The following is a 17,283-nucleotide window of genomic DNA, read 5'->3' as shown; positions in this document are numbered from 1 at the left end:
CATGAATTTACGAACAAAACTTTTCTTTCACTTTGTCGGACAGATGTTTATTGTCATTGCGATTCTGGTGATCGGGAATACGTTCTCTGAGAATCTATATTATAAAAAACACTATGAGAATATGACTGAAACCGGTTTAACAAAGGCCGATGGAGATACACTCATGAGGTGGCTTTATTTTAACGAGGATGGAAAAATGGAAGCCGATGATCAGCTCAAACAAGCAGTGAAAAAACGTGACGGCTGGTTCCAAGTGATCGATTCAAAAAAACACAATGTATATAGCTATCACCTCCCTAAAAATATTCCAACATCCTATCAAAAGGATGAAATGATCAGGATTTTTGAAAAAAGACAATTTAAAGATTACAAGATGTACTTCTGGCCAATTGAGATTGATCAAGAAAGCTTTATCGTGTTATATGGGTTTAAAACGAACAGTACAAAGGTAGCTAATTATCTCAAGCAGCACGAGAAAAATCTGGATGCACTATCTCAATATTCGGTTGAAACGAAAGAATTTTTGAAAAGAATGAATGGATCGGTGCATCTATTCAATGAAGAAGGAAAATATCTAAAAGGCATCCTTGCGAAAAACGATTTGAAAAATAACGTAACGGATGTTGAACTGCTAAAGTACCAATCGAAGCCTTGGGAGTTTAGAAGTGACCTCTCTTACATCAAAGTGAATAAACATCTCTACATAATCGTGTCTGTGCCAAATAAAGTATACAGCCCAGACGAGCTTTATGATAGAGAGACAGAGGCTTTAAACCAATATACGACCATTCTGATTGCGGGTCTTGCCCTCACTATTATTATCGTTATGACATTATGGTACTCTTATCGATATGGGCTACCGATCTATCACATTATTCGCTGGCTGATTTTTTTATCAAGAAATAAATTACAGGAACCAACAAACAGAAAAGGGATTCCAGTCAGTAAAAATAAAAAAGGCCGTATTAAGCGAGAATACCGGTTGTTTGAAGATATCCTAAAAACAATGGATCAGCTCACGCATACACTAAAAGAGAATGAAGCAAACCGTAGGAAAATTCAAATCACAAGGGAAGAATGGATTGCAGGATTGTCTCATGATTTGAAAACGCCTCTTAGTACGATTTACGGCTATGGAATGATGCTTGAATCTAATCAATACCAATGGTCCAAAGAAGAAGTCATGGAAATGGGACAGGTCATTCGTGAGAAATCAGAATACATGTCGACCTTAATAGAGGACTTAAACCTTACGTATCGATTGAAAAATGGCGCATTACCTATTAATCGAAAACCTGTCGAACTTGGTGAATTTTTAGCGTCTATTATGGACGAGTTTTCAAGAAGCTCATTTTCGGAAGATTATCCGTCATCTTTTGAAGATCAAACAGATGGAGTCATGTTTGAGATTGACAAAGCTTGGTTTAGACGAGTAATTGAGAACCTGCTAGCGAATGCTGTCAAGCATAACCAGAAAGGAACTCATATTACAGCTACCTTATCTGAAACAAATGAGGAAGTTCGGATCGAAATGAAAGACAAAGGACGCGGAATGGCACAAGAAACTGTTGATCACTTATTTAACCGTTACTACAGAGGGACAAATACGAATGATCCAACGAATGGAACAGGACTCGGGCTGGCGATTGCTAAAGAGCTCGTCTTACTGCATGACGGAGATATTCAAGTTGAAAGTGATCTAGGTGTAGGAACAACTATTGCGATTATCCTAAAAAAATTATCATCTGTAAAATAGTCAAAAAACGATTTTCTTTTCTAATGGAGATCGTTTTTTCCTATTTTAGAATTGAATCATTTTTGTAAAAGATTAAAAATGTTAACGTGAACAAATCTTTTTTCATTATTTCAATTTGAACGTGCAAAGCAGCTACAGCATCAAAGCAAGATTACATGCAGAAAAAGACAGGAAAATGAAAGCGGTTTTATGATAAGATGGTAAAAAATTATAAAAGGCGGAATAGCATGACAGTCACAATTAAAGACATAGCAAAATTGGCAAACGTCTCTCATACCACGGTATCAAGGGCTTTAAATAACAGTCCTTTTATTAAAGAAAAAACAAAACAAAAGATTTTGTCGATTGCAAAACACCTGAATTATTCACCGAATGTCCATGCTAGAGGCCTTGTATCACAAAAATCCTATACAATCGGTCTGTTTTTTACGAGTTTAACAGAAGGCACGTCCTCAAGTTTCTTCGTGGATGCGTTAAAAGGTGTCAACAGTGTGATGACAGAGCACTATAATCTATTTGTAAAAGAAATTGCTGACCTTCACGAGTACACAACCATTCATAAACAACGCTATGATGGCATTTTGCTCATGAGCCAAAGCGAGCACGATGAAGCGTTTATCCACCATGTAAAAAAACAGGGCATTCCCATCATTGTGCTAAATCGCCGTGTGGAAAGTAAAGAAGTGATGAATATATTAGCTAATGATAGTCAAGGTGCATACCAAGCGGCGCACTATTTTATTCAGCAAGGTCATGAAAAGATCGCCATCATTGAAGGGAAAGAAGGCTTTAAATCGACTCAGGAAAGAAATGATGGTTTTCTACAAGCATTAATTGATCATCATGTGCCAATGAAGAAAGAATATATGTTCAAAGGAGACTATCACATGAAAAGCGGCTATGAATCAATGGAAGCTTTGCTGACTCTTGATTATCCACCAACAGCGCTTTTTTGCTCAAACGATGACATGGCCATTGGTGCGATGAATGCTTTGTTGGCAAAAGGCAAAACGTGTCCAGGTGATATCTCCATCATCGGTTTCGATGATATTGCATTTTCATCCTATACCACGCCTGCACTGACAACGGTGAAAAAGCCGATCGAAAAAATGTGCGCACTTGGTGCAGAAGCCATCCTTTCAGTCATAAATGGTGAAGTGCAAGAAGATCATATGGAAAAAATGTATGTACACACAGAGCTGATGATCAGAGATTCAGTCAAAAAGGTGCAATAATTAGCGCCTACAGGTGAACATATACAACCTATATGCACTGTAGTATAATATTCCCGAAATTAGAAAAGAATTGACGGAGGAGATTCTGTCAAGCAGTACATAAAGCAGGGGGTTTATTCATGAAGAAGTTAACAGCCATTTGGCTATCGTTTTTGCTTGTGATGGGTGTTTTAGCAGGATGTGCAGGTGCGGAAACAGATCACAAAGCAACGGGTTCTGAAAATAAAGAGACAGCAACTGCGGCATTTCCTGTATCAATTAAAGATGCAGCTGGTAAAACAGTCCAAATTAAAGAACAGCCCGAAAGGATTGTTTCTTTAATTCCAAGTAATACAGAGGTTGCCTATGCGCTTGGCCTTGAAGATAAAATCGTTGGAAGATCAGATTTTGACAATTATCCAAAGGAAGTAGAAAAGGTTGAGAAGATAGGTGGACTTGAATTCAATGTAGAGAAGGTCATTTCCTTAAAGCCTGACCTCGTATTAGCACATGCATCACAACTGGGGGCAAAAGATGGATTTAAACAGCTTGAAGATGCAGGTATTCAAGTGCTGACTGTAAATGATGCAACCTCCTTCAAGGATGTTTACAAGTCTATTCATATGATCGGTGAAGCAATTGGAGTGAAAGAGGCATCCGCGAAGCTTGTAGACGAGATGAAATCAAAACTGAACGACCTCAAAAAACAAGCAGAGGCGATTTCCAAAGACAAACAAAAAACAGTCTTTGTTGAAGTGTCAGGTGCTCCTGAAATCTATACAACAGGTAAAAATACATTTATGGACGAAATGCTTTCAGTCATTCATGCAAAAAATGCAGCCGGCGACCAAACTGGCTGGGTACAAATGACAGAAGAGTCAATTATCAAACGAAATCCTGATGTCATTGTCACAATTGATGGTTCAAGCTTAGCTGATCTGAAAAAAAGAGATGGTTGGAATGCGATTAAAGCAGTAAAAGAAAAACAAGTCTTTCAATTGAATACGGATCTCGCATCAAGACCGGGACCGAGATTGGTTGAAGGAGTCGAGGATCTTGCGAAAAGCATCTATCCTGACACGTTCAAATAAATTCATTATCGCTTACGCATTCAGTGTTTTACTTCTTGTGGTGAGCATTGGAATGGGAATCTCATTTGGTAGCTTAGGGATTCCCATTCCTTCTATTCTTCGTATATTTGTTCATGAACTATTTGGAGTGCAGGTCGGAACCATTGATTCTATTGATCGCAATATTATGATGAATATCCGGCTGCCGAGAGTGATATTAGCGGCATTAGTAGGAGCAGCGCTGGCGTCATCTGGTGCTGCCTTTCAAGGTTTATTAAAAAATCCCCTCGCTGATCCTTATACACTAGGAGTATCTCAAGGGGCATCTGTTGGAGCCGTAGCGACTTTATTTTTTAGCTTGCAGCTCCCCTTGTTGGGCAGTTTTACACTGCCTTTTTTCAGTATGACAACAGCGCTTGTGACACTATGTCTAGTCCTCTTTTTCGCACGTCTTGTTCATCGGGGGATGAGCATCTCCTCTTTAATCTTGACGGGTGTGATTTTCAGCTCTTTTTTGGGAGCGCTCATTTCATTAATGATTGCTTTAACGGGTGATGACCTAAAAGAGATTATTCATTGGCTTCTTGGCAGTGTGTCCATGAGGGGCTGGCGTTATATCGCTCTTTTTCTCCCTTTCTTCCTCATTGGTACCTTTGCACTGATGCTGATGGGGCGAGATTTGAATGTGATGACGTATGGCGAAGAGAAGGCAAAGCTATTAGGTGTACATGTGAAAAGGAGCAAATATATTGTACTGCTTGCTGGTTCGATCCTGACTGGCAGTGCGGTAGCGGTGTCAGGGACGATTGGATTTGTGGGACTTGTGATCCCGCATTTTATCCGCCTTTTAGCCATCACGGATCACCGGCATCTGCTGCCTTTATCTATGATGAACGGCGCTTCCTTTCTTGTCATAGCAGATGTGTTATCCCGTACAATCATTGAGCCGACGGAATTGCCTATTGGTATCATTACTGCGTTAATTGGTGCACCTGTATTTGGGATCATCCTCATTCGCAGATATAGAGGGGGGACGCATCTATGATTCAAGTGAAGGAAGTCAAAGGTGGCTATGGTGAGAAAGAGGTCATTCGTGGCATCAGTTTTGAGGTGAAGAAAGGAGAATTTCTCGGTATACTGGGACCAAATGGGAGCGGAAAGACAACCCTGCTCAAAATGATAGCAGGTATTTTAGCGCCTAAGAGCGGTCAAGTATGCCTCAGCGGTTGCTCGATTCAATCATACCGGCCAAAGGTACTTGCGCAAAAACTTGCTGTTCTTCCACAGAAAACCGACCAAGCCTTCTCATTTACAGTGGAGGAAACCATTCAGTTTGGACGTTATCCTTATCAGAAAGGATGGCTGCAATCTGTCATGAAAGAAGATGAGCAAGTCGTAAGCAGAGTGATGGAACAAACGGATGTCGTTCAATTTAAAGATCAATCCATTCATGAGTTAAGCGGAGGAGAACAGCAGCGAGTATATTTAGCCCAGGCATTAGCTCAGCAGCCTGAATATTTATTGCTAGATGAGCCAACCAGTTTTCTTGATTTAGCTTATCAAAAAGAGTTGCTCGATTTAATTAAAGAAGAGACCTCTTCCTCTAAATTAACGGTGATCGGTGTGTTTCATGATGTAAACATTGCCAGTTTGTATTGTGATCGGTTGCTATTGCTTCATGAAGGAAAGGCTGAAATATTAGGACAACCGCATCACGTTTTGACCACTGAACGGATCAACCGGGTGTACGAAACTGATGTCACACTGCTCAATCATCCACTGCGAGCAAACCCACAGCTGATGATTGAGCCTGCTGCAATGTCTAAAGCATCCAATGTGAAATTAGCTGATGGTTGGAGAACGCATGGCTCAAAAGGAATGACATTTTCCATCAATCAGCCGCTTCGTATTCTATCCTCACACGAGAAAAATGGAGGTTTCTTTTGGAAAAGGTCACTTGGAACGGGAACTGAGACTCTTCATGACAGACTAGATGATGCTGAAGGTATATTGTTTTTCGGCAAATCTGAGGGACAAAAGCAATACGCCGCTGAAGACGATGAAGATGATATAGCTCTTTACGGGATGCTTCAGCAAGGAGAGCTAACCATTTGGCTTGTGCTGAAAGGATCTTTATCAGATGGAGCGTCTGTTCAGATGATGGGGCAGTTGATGCACATCATTCAACAAGAGGGGAGCATCCCAATTCATCATCTTTGTATCGCTGCTGTCAACGCAGAAGAAATGGGACTTGATGCCCTTCTATACGAAAGGTTACGGAAGAAAGCGCAACGTCTCCTTTATACATTGGGTGCAATTAAAAAGTAACCAGAAGGTTCACTTTTTTGTGTTTAGTTCATGGTTCAGCATTCAAATCGACCGAATGTTAAAAACACAGTGTTTATAGTAAAATAAATACAAATTTTCAATTTCAGGGTATTCTAAAAGGACAAAGCAATGCACAAGGAGGAGAATCGATGAAACTTTATACAAAAAACGGGGATCAAGGCCAAACAGGCTTGATTGGCGGGAGAGCAGATAAAGATGACATCAGGGTAGAAGCGTACGGTACGTTAGATGAGGCGAATAGCTTCATTGGACTTGCACAAGCAAGCTTACAGCAGCATGGTGAATTGTTTCAAGATATTCTGTCTGAGCTGATCGTCATTCAGCATGAGCTGTTTGACTGCGGTGGTGATTTAGCAGCGGTGAAACCGAGGAAAGAAGGCAAATTAACAGATGGATCTGTGGCATTCCTTGAGCAAAGAATGGACGTGTATGTAGAGGAAGCCTCCCCGCTGACCAAATTTATTTTACCAGGTGGCCAGCAAGGCGCTGCCTTCTTACATGTGGCGAGAACAGTGGTCAGAAGAGCAGAGCGGCATATTGTGACGCTAGCGAAGCAGGGAGAGATTCCATCAGTTACGCTCACATATGTCAACCGTTTATCCGACTATTTATTTGCAGTTGCACGTATTGTAAATCATCGGCTCGGTGAAGCTGATGTTGAATATGAACGAAGTGCAGATGTGTTTCGTTCTAAATAAGGGAAGCACTTTTCAAGAGTGCTTTTTTGTTGCAGTCAAACCTGACCAAAGTTACGACTCTGGTCGCAATCAAAGATCAATCTGTAACACGTTTTGCCGGGTTTCTATTTTGACTATAGTAAAAGCAAGGAGCAAGAAAGGAGGCATGAAGATGGCAAAATGATCGATCTGACGAGCTTTATTGATGATGATAAAGTCTATCCAGTGATGGAGGCTGATGCTTTGAGTTACTTATTAATATCGAAGGCAGGAGAAATTGCTGATGCCATTAAGTCTGCCAGTATTGGAGAACCAAGGGAATTGAATCAAAAGTGGCTAGAAAGGTCATGAATAAACTCCGTCATTAAGCAAATGGGTATTCTCCGGATTCGTTAACAGCAAGAGAAATGGAAATATTGAAGCTGATTGCAGATGGGAAATTGAATAAGGTCATGGTGAGGAATAGTTATTACAATTAAAACGGTGAAGACGAATATGACCAACATTCTTTCAAAGCTTGACGTAGAAAGATCGAACACAAGCGGCTGTGTGCACATCGTCATAAGCTGATTCAATAAAAAAACAGCTTTCAAATGAAAGCTGCTAGAACATGCGGAATTTTAGTCCTTCTGTCCTGTGATCGGACGTTCGGATAGTTGATGGAGCTCAGGAACTGAAAAAGCCTCCTGCTCCTCGGCCGATTTGTCTATCAGGGTTTGCTTCATCTCGGATAATAGCTTTACGCTCTCCTTTGCCAATGCCGCTTTTTTCTCCTGAAAATCAATGATCTGTGAAAGTCCGACGAATAAACCGCCTCCAATAAGAAGGATCGCAGGGGTTTGTCCATAATAAATCACGATCAAAAATGTGCTCGAAAAGCTGTCGGCTTCAATGAAGAAATCTTCTTTTGATTGCATGAATACTACGATTAAGAGGAGTAATCCTAAAATCAAAAATAGAATGCCGGCCAAAAGTAAAGCTCGTTTCATGATTGACACCCTTTTTTTCTTACCATTTTAACATACTCTATAAGGATTGTGTTGCGCCCTTAGTCCCGAAGTCACGGATTTTCACATTTACCTTGTATTGAATGTCCGATTCACTAAAAACCTCATCCCAATGCTTTGCTTCTTTTCGAAAATCATTCGGATACGCGATATTCGCTTTTTGATAAAATCCACAAATATCTGCTTTGATCTCGTGCTGTAACTTCTCAATGAAATCTTTCACGTTCTTTTCTAACCGCTGCTTCACGACCCCCTCAATCTCTTGGAGATATTTCTCATTAAATGAATTTTCACGTACATTCCAGTCCTCAGACAACCTTCCATCAAGCTCGACTGAAACATCAAATCGATATGTGCCACTGGCTGATTTATGAGTCTTTATGTTGTGGTTAAGTTTAAAAATCTCAAAAGAATAGATGCTCTGATCATATTGAAAATCAATCACTCCGCCCTTTGCGTCCCCAGTTAATAGGTTATATGACTGCACTGCTAATGGAGAGATGTTAGTGAGAAATCGTTTATTTTTAATAATAGAGGCACCTTCCAATATTAATTTGCCTTTATCGACACTGACTTTTGGAAGGGCAAAGGATACGTTGTTTTGCATGGCAGAAGAAATATCTCCTAATGAGACTGGCTTAAACATGCGAATGGTTGTTTTTGTATTTCCCGAAATGGTGTATAAAGTGGATGAAGCTGGCTGCCCGTCGTCATTGATTTTTAGCATGTCCCCAGGCTTTTCAGAAGTCATAAAGACAAGACTTCCTCTTCGTGTTTCATTGTCTCGAATGAATTGATTAATGACCAAGTCGAAATTATTCTCATTGATGAGCTCCTGAGAAAATAAATAAACTCTTAGCTGATGTGAGAAAATGCGGTGAGTTTTTTGGGCAGTTGTGCGAAAAATTTGGTGCATAGAATCACCGCTTGTTTCAATGATTTCAGTGGGGTCTTTTATGCTCGTTTCTTGATCAATTTTTTGAGGAACGAGAACTTGCATAGACAGCTTTAGTTTATGTCCGTTATCTCCCTTATCTACAGCAAATCCAATCGCCATGTTGAGCTCCTCGATATTTGTACTATCCCAGCATCCACTTAATAGGATAAGCGTCAGGAAAGCAAAAGTCGCTTTCTTTTTCATGTTGCTTTCCCCCTCCTTTTGAAAAACACAATAATGAATAAGAGAAACGGGAGTATGCCGAATAAAAGGAAAAATAGGTTGTTTACATAAGTCAGATAATCACGCACTATATCAACATCCTTTGGAAAAATGGCGGCAGAGAAGATCACAATCCCCATCAAGGCGAGGACGACTTTTTTAGGAAGCTTTGTCAGCTTGGATACCCCAATTGCAGCAAAAAACGTATACCCTACAAAGCTCGTATAAAGCTGAATAAGCCATACGATCAGCAGAAAGGACTCAATTCGTTCAATAAAGACCCCCTGAATATCAAATGATTGAAATAATGCAATGGTCGGCCAAGTTAATGTAGCCGTTTCTTTTACAGTCAGCGCACCAACTACAAGAATATAGGTGAAAATATAAATGATCGCAGGAATCAAAAATCCGACTGTACCATAAGCAAAGGTGTGTTTTTGAGTGTTCATATATGCAGGCATAAACAACATCATTTCAATGCCGACAAACGAAATGGCTGAAGCATTAAAGGAATTGAAGACAGGAGATAAGCCCTCTCCTAACACTGGCCGGAGGTTATCTAACTTAAATTCTTGTACACTGAGTCCGTAGGCAATAAATAAGATGATGAGTGTAACAATGAGAAAAAAAGGACATAGCCTGGCAATATCACCAATCCCACCAACTACAAGATAAAAACCGACTAAAATAAAGCTGAGCATTGTCACGACTACAGGCGTGTTTTGAAGCAGGAAGAACTTCACCATTTCCGACATGGCCCTTACTTGATAGCTGGCGACGCCAAGAAAATAAATAATGATCAAAAGGTTGGCAAGAGCGCCAATCCATTTCCCAAGCCCTTCGTTTGTATAATCATAATAAGAGGAGAAGGGAACCTTTTTCATCATGAGCACATTCGCAAAAATAAACACAATGTAAATGGCACTCATCAGTAAGAGTGCAATCCAGCCGTCAGGTGTAGACGCAGCCTGAGCCATTGATCTTGGCAGAATCATCATGCTTGCGCCTAAAGTGGTATTCGTAATAATGGCACTTGCCTGATAGCTTGTGATCGACTCTTTATGATTGACCATGTCGTTCTCCTTTCTTCTGGTTTTTCAAAGGCAACCGAATGATGGAATTATCCTCGTTTTTATAGCTGAACACAAAATCTGGTGAGAAGTATGGAGTGCCAAAACTTTTTTGTCTAGTCAAATGTGTCAGTAGTGCGAGCATGAACAGTACAACTCCGTATAAACCCAATGCAGCCGCAGTAAACATGGACACAAAGCGGAGCGTGCGAAATGACATGCCTATCCCGTATTGAGGAACGGTAAAGGATGCAAGTGCGATGACACTGACGATAATCACCATGATTGAGCTGACAATATGAGCTTGTACGGCAGCCTGTCCAATCACGACTCCTCCAACAAGTCCGATCGTTTGACCAAGCGGATTTGGCATCCTTAATCCAGCTTCCCGTAACAGCTCAATGGTTATCTCCATGATGAGTGTCTCCACAATAGGAGGAAAGGGGACATTCTCCCTTGTGCTTGAGATGGAAATGGCTAACGTTGTGGGCAAAAGACCTTGATGGAAGGACACAAGTGCAATATAAATAGCTGATAAAAACAATGTAAGAAAAATGGAAGTAAAACGTAGCAAACGAATGAGGGAGGCAGCGATCCATCTTTCATAATAATCATCAGGTGATTGCATGATCGTCGCGAGGGAAGCAGGCACAATTAAAACAAAAGGTGAATGATCGACAAAAATGGCGACTCGCCCATTGTTTAAAGCAGACGCAACTTTATCTGGCCGTTCTGTGTTTTGGATTTGCGGAAAAGGAGAATACACATTGTCTTCAATGAGTTCCTCAAGAACACCAGAGTCTTGTATATCATCAATGGTGACTTGTTTGAGACGTTTTTTCACCTCTTTTAAAACAGGAGCTTGAACGATACCATCAATGTACATAATGGTCACTTGGGTGTATTTTTTCTGCCCAATTTTCATGTCTACTGTTTTGAGATCAGGGTTTTTCAAGCGCTGTCTCACGAGAGCTAAGTTCGTGTTTACATCTTCAATAAAGCCAATTTTTGGCCCTCTAACCACTGTTTCAGATTTGGATTCCCCTAAACTACGTTTCTTCGTTCCGTTCGTTTCTAAAATATAAGCATGCTGAAATCCGTTAATTAGAACGACACAATGCCCTTGAAAAATCGCATCGATCAATTCTTCAGAGGTCTTCACCGAACGGGTTGTCATCATGGATAAATTGGATTCTAGCTTCTCTTTTGTAAGAGAGGTATGGTCTTGCAGCAGCAGCTTTAAGAAGGTTTGAATCTGGTTGGTTTCGTTCATTTCTTTAATGTATAAATAATAAACAACCTGTCCGTGAGGTAGCGTTTTTTTCTCATGGATCAAATCGTCCATTTCCTTTAACTGCGGGAGAATAACAGAGAGATTATCGTATAAGTGCTCTTTCAGTGGAGTCTGATTCAAAAGGATCACCCGCCTCAACATTTTTTTCTTAGCATTACCTACTTGAAAAAACAATATTCTCTGTTACATTATTTTGTGGTAAAAGAAAGAATAGGGTTGTGGAGGAAACAAGATGGCACAAATTCGTTTAGCAGGAACAAAAGAAAAGATTGACCGTATTCTACAGTCGTTTGACAAGCATTATGAGGTGAGGTATACGTCAAAGGATTATGGAAAAACGAACCCAAAATACAAATATTCGAAAGATGTTCGTGTTTATATTGAACTAAAATTAAAATAAAGATAAAATTTTAATTGAAAACGCTTAAAGGATTTTCGTTTTTTGTATAGAATAGAGTTGAGTGATGAGAAGCTATGGAGGGATACATAATGACGGAATTTAGAATCGAAAAAGATACAATGGGCGAAATTAAGGTGCCAAAGGACAAGTTCTGGGGTGCACAAACACAACGAAGCAAAGAAAACTTCAAAATCGGTTCTGAGAAAATGCCAAAGGAAGTTGTGAATGCGTTTGCAATTTTGAAGCGTAGCACAGCCATTGCCAACGAACGTCTTGGTAACCTTGAAAGTGAAAAGGCAGAAGCCATTGCAGTTGTATGTGATGATATTATCAGCGGAAAATACGATGAGCATTTTCCGCTTGTTGTATGGCAAACTGGTAGTGGAACACAAAGTAACATGAACATAAACGAAGTCATTTCAAATAGAGCAACTGCTTACTTGAAAGATAAAAATAGTGAACTCAGCATTCATCCGAATGATGACGTAAACCGAAGTCAAAGCTCAAACGATACATTCCCAACGGCTATGCACGTGGCAGCTGTTTTAGCTGTGTACAAAAAATTAGTACCTGCTATTGACCAGTTAAGAGCCACATTTGATGAGAAAGCAAAAGCGCATCAAGAGATCGTTAAAATCGGTCGTACGCACCTGCAAGATGCAACACCGCTTACAGTTGGCCAAGAGATTAGCGGCTGGGTTTACATGCTGGATCGTTCAAAAGAAATGATTTTAGAATCTACGGAAAAAATGAGAGAGCTTGCGATTGGCGGAACCGCTGTTGGTACAGGGATTAACGCACATCCTGAGTTCGGCAAATACGTGGCTGAAGAGATCAGCAAGTTAACAAGTCAAACTTTTCATTCTTCACCAAACAAATTCCATGCACTGACAAGCCATGATGAAATTACGTATGCACATGGTGCCCTAAAAGCCCTTGCAGCTGATTTAATGAAAATTGCCAATGATGTCAGATGGCTTGCAAGTGGCCCTCGCTGCGGAATTGGTGAATTGATGATTCCTGAAAATGAGCCGGGCAGCTCTATTATGCCTGGAAAAGTCAACCCAACACAAAGTGAAGCTTTAACAATGATTGCAGCGCAAATCATGGGGAATGATGCAACGATCGGTTTTGCTGCAAGCCAAGGAAACTTTGAACTTAACGTATTTAAGCCGGTCATCATCTATAACTTCCTGCAATCAGTTGAGTTACTCGCTGACGGCATGAACTCATTCCATGACAAGTGTGCCATCGGAATTGAACCAAACCTAGAAACAATTGAGAAAAACCTGAAAAATTCATTGATGCTTGTGACGGCACTTAACCCGCACATCGGATATGAAAATGCAGCGAAAATTGCTAAGCTTGCTCACAAAGAAGGATTAACGTTAAAAGAAGCAGCACTTCAATTAGAACTGCTAACAGAAGAGCAGTTTGAACAGTTTGTGAAACCAGAAGAAATGGTGACACCGAAAGCGAAATAAGAAACCAGGGGCAGATGCCCCCTGGTTTCTTATTTGAACTAAATGGTTGATGTGAATCTCTCATGAGAATGTGAAAGACAAGATTTATTCGATGCTACGTATACGTGTTTTTCAGTAATCTCGCATGACTCTAAGGAAACGGCTTTTTTGTTATATCTTGATCAAAGGCGGACGCAGGATGGAAATCGCGATTCAAAGATATGTAGATGACCTGCTAAACAGAATTCAAGCCAACAAACTTCCTGCGCTGACAGAAAAAGGTTTTAATTATTTATCACAAGGATCACTCAGGTACTGCCCTGGGTTTTATAAATGATCCTCTTTCGATGTGCGTAAGAGTGCTTCAGAGATGGATTGAAGCGGCGCGTATAATTTCAGTTGGTAAAGCATGCCTTTGACAATGACTTGTCTTGGTTTTTGCTTGTTTAATTCATTTTCTAAAATGCCAAGTGCTTCAAATAAATCAGACTCGTTTTTCACTTCATAGTGTTCTTCTGCCAGCCCTCTTAATTCTTTTAATAGAGATTCTGTCAGCGGGTCAAAGGACTGTTCATAAATGGAACCAAACCAGTCGCTCGCTTGGTCAACAGAAATGAGCGGAAGATCGTTTCGCTTCATCATACCGCTCATCAAATCATCAATGCGGTGCATCATGGTTGTGGCAAGCTCTTCTGCTTCCAACTGAAAATCATATAAAATCGCAAGCTCAAAATAAACATGACTCATGCCTTCGATGGTTAAACATAGATCCGCCATATAAGGAATAGCAGCGTCACCATACACCTTTTTAATGTTATCAATGTGCAGCTGGATCGTTGCAAGCCTAATTTGTTTAGCGAGCTGCTGCGTTTCTTCATTCAATGGAAGGGCTCGATCGCTCAGTTGCATTTTAATAAAATCCTTTTGCTGCAAAATATTATCGTAATAGACAGTGAGCTGTTTGCGATAGGCTTCTTTTGGTGTGCCACCTTCTGTTTGAACCTCGTGAATCCGGGTAAATACCTTATCGTAATAGTTATGCAAGATCGAAATGAGCAGGGCTTCCTTTGATTTAAAGTAAAGATAAAAAGCACCCTTTGACATATGACATTCATCCGCAATTTCCTGAACAGACGTTGTATTGTAGCCTTTACTGGAAAATAATTTCATGCCGGCCTCAATGATCATTTTTTCTTTCTTTTTCAATATGCATGTCATCCTTTCTTACCGAGAGACAAATGTCTTAGGAAACGTTCGCAAAGAGATATGACTTATCGGTCATAAACGACGAAAGTTTTCAAAAATTAATCAGATTGTAACTTGTTTTTTACAGTGTAATTCTTTATATTATAAAGTAAGGTGACCAACTGGTCAAAATATGTGAAAGGATGATGTTTCATGAGAGAAATCGATGATATGATTAGACGCTTGCGAACAAAGGGAATTCAAGTAGAAAAAGTCAAAATGCCGAAAGAAACAACAGTTGAAAAGAAATGGATGTACCAAGCTGGCAAGAAGATCAAGGCCACATACCCTGATTTCAATGGGTATTCATTCATCTAAAAAAGACTGCGGTCAAAAACCCTACAGTCTCTTCTTTGGAACAGTAATTGTATAACGTACTCCTAGATCATCATTTTCAATAGATATGGAAGCTCCATGCATTGAAAGAATTCGTTTGACAATGCTTAATCCAATACCGAATTCGCCCTTTTTCCCCTTACTAAAAGGTTCGTATAGGTTGGATAGCATATGTTCTTCAATTGGAGGGCCGTCATTACGAATGACAATGCGGATTTGATCCTCTTCCTGCTTCATATGAATGTCAATTTTACTTTTTGCGTAGCGAAGTTGATTTTCTAGTACATTTTCAAATAATTTGCTCCATTGTTCTGGATCGCCTTCAAGTGTAGCCTCATCATCTAAGTCCACGTTCCACTGCAATTCATTTTTCGACCAGCGTATACGGTCAACCACTTCCAGCATTGTATTACTCACGAGGAAGGAAGAATGCGCGTGATGTTGTTTTGATAAATAATCAAGCTTTGTTAAGTACAGCAAATCTTTGATTTTCTTCTCAAGCTTTTCCGCCTCACCTTCGATGACTTCCACCGTTTGTTCAAGATCTCCCTTAGGAAAAATACCATCTTTAATGGACTGCGTATAGCCGCGGATGACCATGACAGGTGTCTTTAAATCATGTGATATGTTTTGCAAAAGTGTTCGCTCAGTTTCATCCTTTTGAATGAGTTTTTGTCTCATTTCTTCGATTGTAGAACCGAGCTTGCCGATTTCATCTTGCCGGTCAACGATAACCGGATCATCCCAGTCTTCTTGTGCAATCCGCTTCACATGCTTTTCAAACGTAACGATCGGACGGGATAAGTAGCGGGCAAGCCAAATAGATGGAAGCCAGCTAAGTAAAATAACAGTGCCTAAAATAAAAATCAGCTGTTTAAACAGTGTAAAGGACAAGTCATCTCGATAAGAGTCCGGTGCATAGGACAAGAGAATATATTGTGTATTGCCTGATGAGATTTTTTTGATCACAAAAAAGATATGTTCCCCATTCACTTCTTCTGAGTAGCGTTTCGTTACGCTTTTTTGTTTTTTTACAAAGGTTTGCACTTTCTCAATAAATGCATACGGGAAAAACTGGGCCATTTGATTTAATTCATCTGACGGGATCAGAAGGTGCTGAACCGTGCGATTTTCTGGTGTCGACTTTGGCGACCCATCTGGATTCAAAGGGTATTCTGTTAACACCTGTTGCTCGTTTTCGATGTTTTTATATATTTCATTCGTGAAGAAGTTTCGTAATGTATTTGAAAATAAAATGATCAGGACAATCGAAATCGTCAGCAAAATGCCAGAGATGACGATCCAAATTTGAAAGGCGAGCGGTTTATTCTTCATCCTTTTAGCATCCTATAGCCAAATCCATAAATGGTCTCGACTTTTAAGTCAGGCATTTTTTTGCGTAGCCGTCTGACAAGATCATCGACAACACGATCTGTCCCGAAGTAATCGTGTCCCCAAATTTTGATGAGAATATCTTCACGAGAAAAGGCATGTCCTTGATGATGTGTAAATAAAAGCAACAAGTCAAATTCCTTAGAAGTTAAGTTAATCAGCTGATCCCCTTCGTAAACCTCTCTTACGTCCTCATGAATGATATAAGAGGAAACGTGTGTGACACTTTGCTGAGGGGTATCACTGTTTTTATACACAAGCTCCAGCAGCTTTTGCACGCGAATGATCAGCTCACGCGGAAGAAATGGTTTCGCAATATAATCGCTGCTTCCCAGTTCTAAGCCGAGGACACGATCGATATCTGCATCACGTGCTGAAATGAAAATGACCGGTACGTCAGGTGATGCAGCTTTGATTTCTTTAATGAGTGTGTAGCCGTCTGTATCAGGCAGCATAATATCTAAAATCCATAGATGCGGCGGCTTGTTCATTGCCTCACGTGCCGCTTCTCCTGTTAAAAAAGAGGAGACATTCCAATTTTCACTCTCTAAATATTTGGTTAAAAGTTCATTTAAGTTTTGTTCATCTTCAACTAAATAAATGGTGTACGACAAAGTCTTCCACATCCTCTCAACGCCATTATAACGGGATACAAAGGCGGCGTGTCAACAATCACATTCTTTTTTCACAATTTCACATATTCTTCTCATCATTATCCCATAATGTTTGATTATGATAACCTCAAGGGGAAAAAAGGGCATAGACAAAAAGTTATTTAATAAGTGCTTTTTTTCTATGAATAAGTATTATATAATTTGACTTATTGTCTATACAATTATCAATGATCTTTC

The 17,283-nt window shown here is 40.0% G+C and carries 17 protein-coding genes and 1 pseudogene; 11 read left to right on the top strand and 7 right to left on the bottom strand.

Going from position 1 to position 17,283, the window contains the following annotated elements; translation table 11 throughout:
* Window position 1: 1 nt before the first annotated feature.
* The 7 genes and pseudogenes from LC033_RS09400 to LC033_RS09370 all read left to right on the top strand — a co-directional run.
* Window positions 2-1,756, top strand: coding sequence for a HAMP domain-containing sensor histidine kinase (locus LC033_RS09400; protein WP_226567997.1), 1,755 nt, complete (start codon window positions 2-4; stop codon window positions 1,754-1,756).
* A 227-nt stretch (window positions 1,757-1,983) separates the two neighbouring features.
* Window positions 1,984-2,991, top strand: a complete 1,008-nt coding sequence (locus LC033_RS09395) for a LacI family DNA-binding transcriptional regulator (RefSeq protein ID WP_226567996.1) — start codon at window positions 1,984-1,986, stop codon at window positions 2,989-2,991.
* 119 nt (window positions 2,992-3,110) lie between these two features.
* Window positions 3,111-4,061: an ABC transporter substrate-binding protein gene (locus tag LC033_RS09390; RefSeq protein WP_226567995.1), complete on the top strand. Its 951-nt coding sequence runs from the start codon at window positions 3,111-3,113 to the stop codon at window positions 4,059-4,061.
* Window positions 4,027-5,085, top strand: coding sequence for a FecCD family ABC transporter permease (locus LC033_RS09385; protein ID WP_226567994.1), 1,059 nt, complete (start codon window positions 4,027-4,029; stop codon window positions 5,083-5,085). Before LC033_RS09390 ends, LC033_RS09385 begins: the two co-directional genes overlap by 35 nt.
* Window positions 5,082-6,368: a heme ABC transporter ATP-binding protein gene (locus tag LC033_RS09380; RefSeq protein ID WP_226567993.1), complete on the top strand. Its 1,287-nt coding sequence runs from the start codon at window positions 5,082-5,084 to the stop codon at window positions 6,366-6,368. The genes LC033_RS09385 and LC033_RS09380 overlap by 4 nt, the downstream gene beginning before the upstream one ends.
* A gap of 149 nt (window positions 6,369-6,517) precedes the next feature.
* On the top strand, window positions 6,518-7,087 hold the full coding sequence (locus tag LC033_RS09375) for a cob(I)yrinic acid a,c-diamide adenosyltransferase (RefSeq protein WP_226567992.1): 570 nt from the start codon (window positions 6,518-6,520) through the stop codon (window positions 7,085-7,087).
* 147 nt (window positions 7,088-7,234) lie between these two features.
* Window positions 7,235-7,644 (top strand): annotated as a pseudogene (locus LC033_RS09370) (response regulator transcription factor); the annotation flags it as partial.
* A gap of 42 nt (window positions 7,645-7,686) precedes the next feature.
* Here the strand turns inward: LC033_RS09370 and LC033_RS09365 are convergent.
* Genes LC033_RS09365 through LC033_RS09350 form a run of 4 tightly spaced genes read right to left on the bottom strand, consistent with a single transcriptional unit; the run spans window position 7,687 to window position 11,716 of the window.
* The gene (locus LC033_RS09365; protein ID WP_226567991.1) at window positions 7,687-8,055 is read right to left on the bottom strand and encodes a hypothetical protein; all 369 of its coding nucleotides are present in this window, start codon (window positions 8,053-8,055) and stop codon (window positions 7,687-7,689) included.
* A 37-nt stretch (window positions 8,056-8,092) separates the two neighbouring features.
* Window positions 8,093-9,214: a Ger(x)C family spore germination protein gene (locus LC033_RS09360; protein WP_226567990.1), complete on the bottom strand. Its 1,122-nt coding sequence runs from the start codon at window positions 9,212-9,214 to the stop codon at window positions 8,093-8,095.
* Window positions 9,211-10,305 carry a GerAB/ArcD/ProY family transporter gene (locus LC033_RS09355; RefSeq protein ID WP_226567989.1) on the bottom strand — a complete coding sequence of 365 codons (1,095 nt, stop codon included), beginning with the start codon at window positions 10,303-10,305 and terminating at the stop codon, window positions 9,211-9,213. The genes LC033_RS09360 and LC033_RS09355 overlap by 4 nt, the downstream gene beginning before the upstream one ends.
* Window positions 10,292-11,716, bottom strand: a complete 1,425-nt coding sequence (locus LC033_RS09350) for a spore germination protein (RefSeq protein WP_226567988.1) — start codon at window positions 11,714-11,716, stop codon at window positions 10,292-10,294. The genes LC033_RS09355 and LC033_RS09350 overlap by 14 nt, the downstream gene beginning before the upstream one ends.
* 112 nt (window positions 11,717-11,828) lie before the next feature.
* Here LC033_RS09350 and LC033_RS09345 point away from each other — a divergent pair, with 112 nt between their 5' ends.
* The 3 genes from LC033_RS09345 (at window position 11,829) to LC033_RS09335 (ending at window position 13,796) form a co-directional block, all read left to right on the top strand.
* Entirely contained in the window at window positions 11,829-11,996 is a 168-nt protein-coding gene (locus LC033_RS09345) for a YvzF family protein (protein WP_226567987.1), read from the top strand.
* An 89-nt stretch (window positions 11,997-12,085) separates the two neighbouring features.
* Window positions 12,086-13,480, top strand: coding sequence for a class II fumarate hydratase (fumC, locus tag LC033_RS09340; RefSeq protein ID WP_226567986.1), 1,395 nt, complete (start codon window positions 12,086-12,088; stop codon window positions 13,478-13,480).
* A gap of 178 nt (window positions 13,481-13,658) precedes the next feature.
* A complete protein-coding gene (locus LC033_RS09335; RefSeq protein WP_226567985.1) occupies window positions 13,659-13,796 on the top strand; it encodes a hypothetical protein in 138 nt (45 codons plus the stop codon).
* Here the strand turns inward: LC033_RS09335 and LC033_RS09330 are convergent.
* Window positions 13,787-14,665, bottom strand: coding sequence for a TetR/AcrR family transcriptional regulator (locus tag LC033_RS09330; protein ID WP_226567984.1), 879 nt, complete (start codon window positions 14,663-14,665; stop codon window positions 13,787-13,789). The two genes, LC033_RS09335 and LC033_RS09330, sit on opposite strands and share 10 nt — an antisense overlap.
* 192 nt (window positions 14,666-14,857) lie before the next feature.
* Between LC033_RS09330 and spxO the strand changes: the two genes are divergently transcribed.
* The gene (gene spxO / locus LC033_RS09325) at window positions 14,858-15,022 is read left to right on the top strand and encodes an anti-adapter protein SpxO (RefSeq protein WP_226567983.1); all 165 of its coding nucleotides are present in this window, start codon (window positions 14,858-14,860) and stop codon (window positions 15,020-15,022) included.
* Between the two features lie 21 nt (window positions 15,023-15,043).
* On the opposite strand, the gene LC033_RS09320 is transcribed toward spxO, so the two are convergent.
* Both LC033_RS09320 and LC033_RS09315 read right to left on the bottom strand, forming a co-directional pair.
* Window positions 15,044-16,375, bottom strand: a complete 1,332-nt coding sequence (locus LC033_RS09320; protein ID WP_226567982.1) for a sensor histidine kinase — start codon at window positions 16,373-16,375, stop codon at window positions 15,044-15,046.
* Window positions 16,372-17,046, bottom strand: coding sequence for a response regulator transcription factor (locus tag LC033_RS09315; protein ID WP_099681859.1), 675 nt, complete (start codon window positions 17,044-17,046; stop codon window positions 16,372-16,374). Before LC033_RS09315 ends, LC033_RS09320 begins: the two co-directional genes overlap by 4 nt.
* Between the last annotated feature and the right edge of the window lie 237 nt (window positions 17,047-17,283).

The organism is Bacillus stratosphericus (assembly GCF_020524495.1).
Lineage (GTDB): Bacteria > Bacillota > Bacilli > Bacillales > Bacillaceae > Bacillus > Bacillus stratosphericus_B.
This window is presented reverse-complemented; position numbering and strand designations above follow the sequence as displayed.

Excerpts from the sequence above, each read along its gene's own strand:
- LC033_RS09380 (WP_226567993.1), top strand. The coding sequence starts at position 5,082 with ATGATTCAAGTGAAGGAAGTCAAAGGTGGCTATGGTGAGAAAGAGGTC.
- LC033_RS09360 (WP_226567990.1), bottom strand. The coding sequence starts at position 9,214 with ATGAAAAAGAAAGCGACTTTTGCTTTCCTGACGCTTATCCTATTAAGT.
- spxO (WP_226567983.1), top strand. The coding sequence starts at position 14,858 with ATGAGAGAAATCGATGATATGATTAGACGCTTGCGAACAAAGGGAATT.
- LC033_RS09355 (WP_226567989.1), bottom strand. The coding sequence starts at position 10,305 with ATGGTCAATCATAAAGAGTCGATCACAAGCTATCAGGCAAGTGCCATT.
- LC033_RS09395 (WP_226567996.1), top strand. The coding sequence starts at position 1,984 with ATGACAGTCACAATTAAAGACATAGCAAAATTGGCAAACGTCTCTCAT.
- fumC (WP_226567986.1), top strand. The coding sequence starts at position 12,086 with ATGACGGAATTTAGAATCGAAAAAGATACAATGGGCGAAATTAAGGTG.
- LC033_RS09375 (WP_226567992.1), top strand. The coding sequence starts at position 6,518 with ATGAAACTTTATACAAAAAACGGGGATCAAGGCCAAACAGGCTTGATT.
- LC033_RS09345 (WP_226567987.1), top strand. The coding sequence starts at position 11,829 with ATGGCACAAATTCGTTTAGCAGGAACAAAAGAAAAGATTGACCGTATT.
- LC033_RS09320 (WP_226567982.1), bottom strand. The coding sequence starts at position 16,375 with ATGAAGAATAAACCGCTCGCCTTTCAAATTTGGATCGTCATCTCTGGC.
- LC033_RS09390 (WP_226567995.1), top strand. The coding sequence starts at position 3,111 with ATGAAGAAGTTAACAGCCATTTGGCTATCGTTTTTGCTTGTGATGGGT.
- LC033_RS09335 (WP_226567985.1), top strand. The coding sequence starts at position 13,659 with ATGGAAATCGCGATTCAAAGATATGTAGATGACCTGCTAAACAGAATT.
- LC033_RS09400 (WP_226567997.1), top strand. The coding sequence starts at position 2 with ATGAATTTACGAACAAAACTTTTCTTTCACTTTGTCGGACAGATGTTT.
- LC033_RS09365 (WP_226567991.1), bottom strand. The coding sequence starts at position 8,055 with ATGAAACGAGCTTTACTTTTGGCCGGCATTCTATTTTTGATTTTAGGA.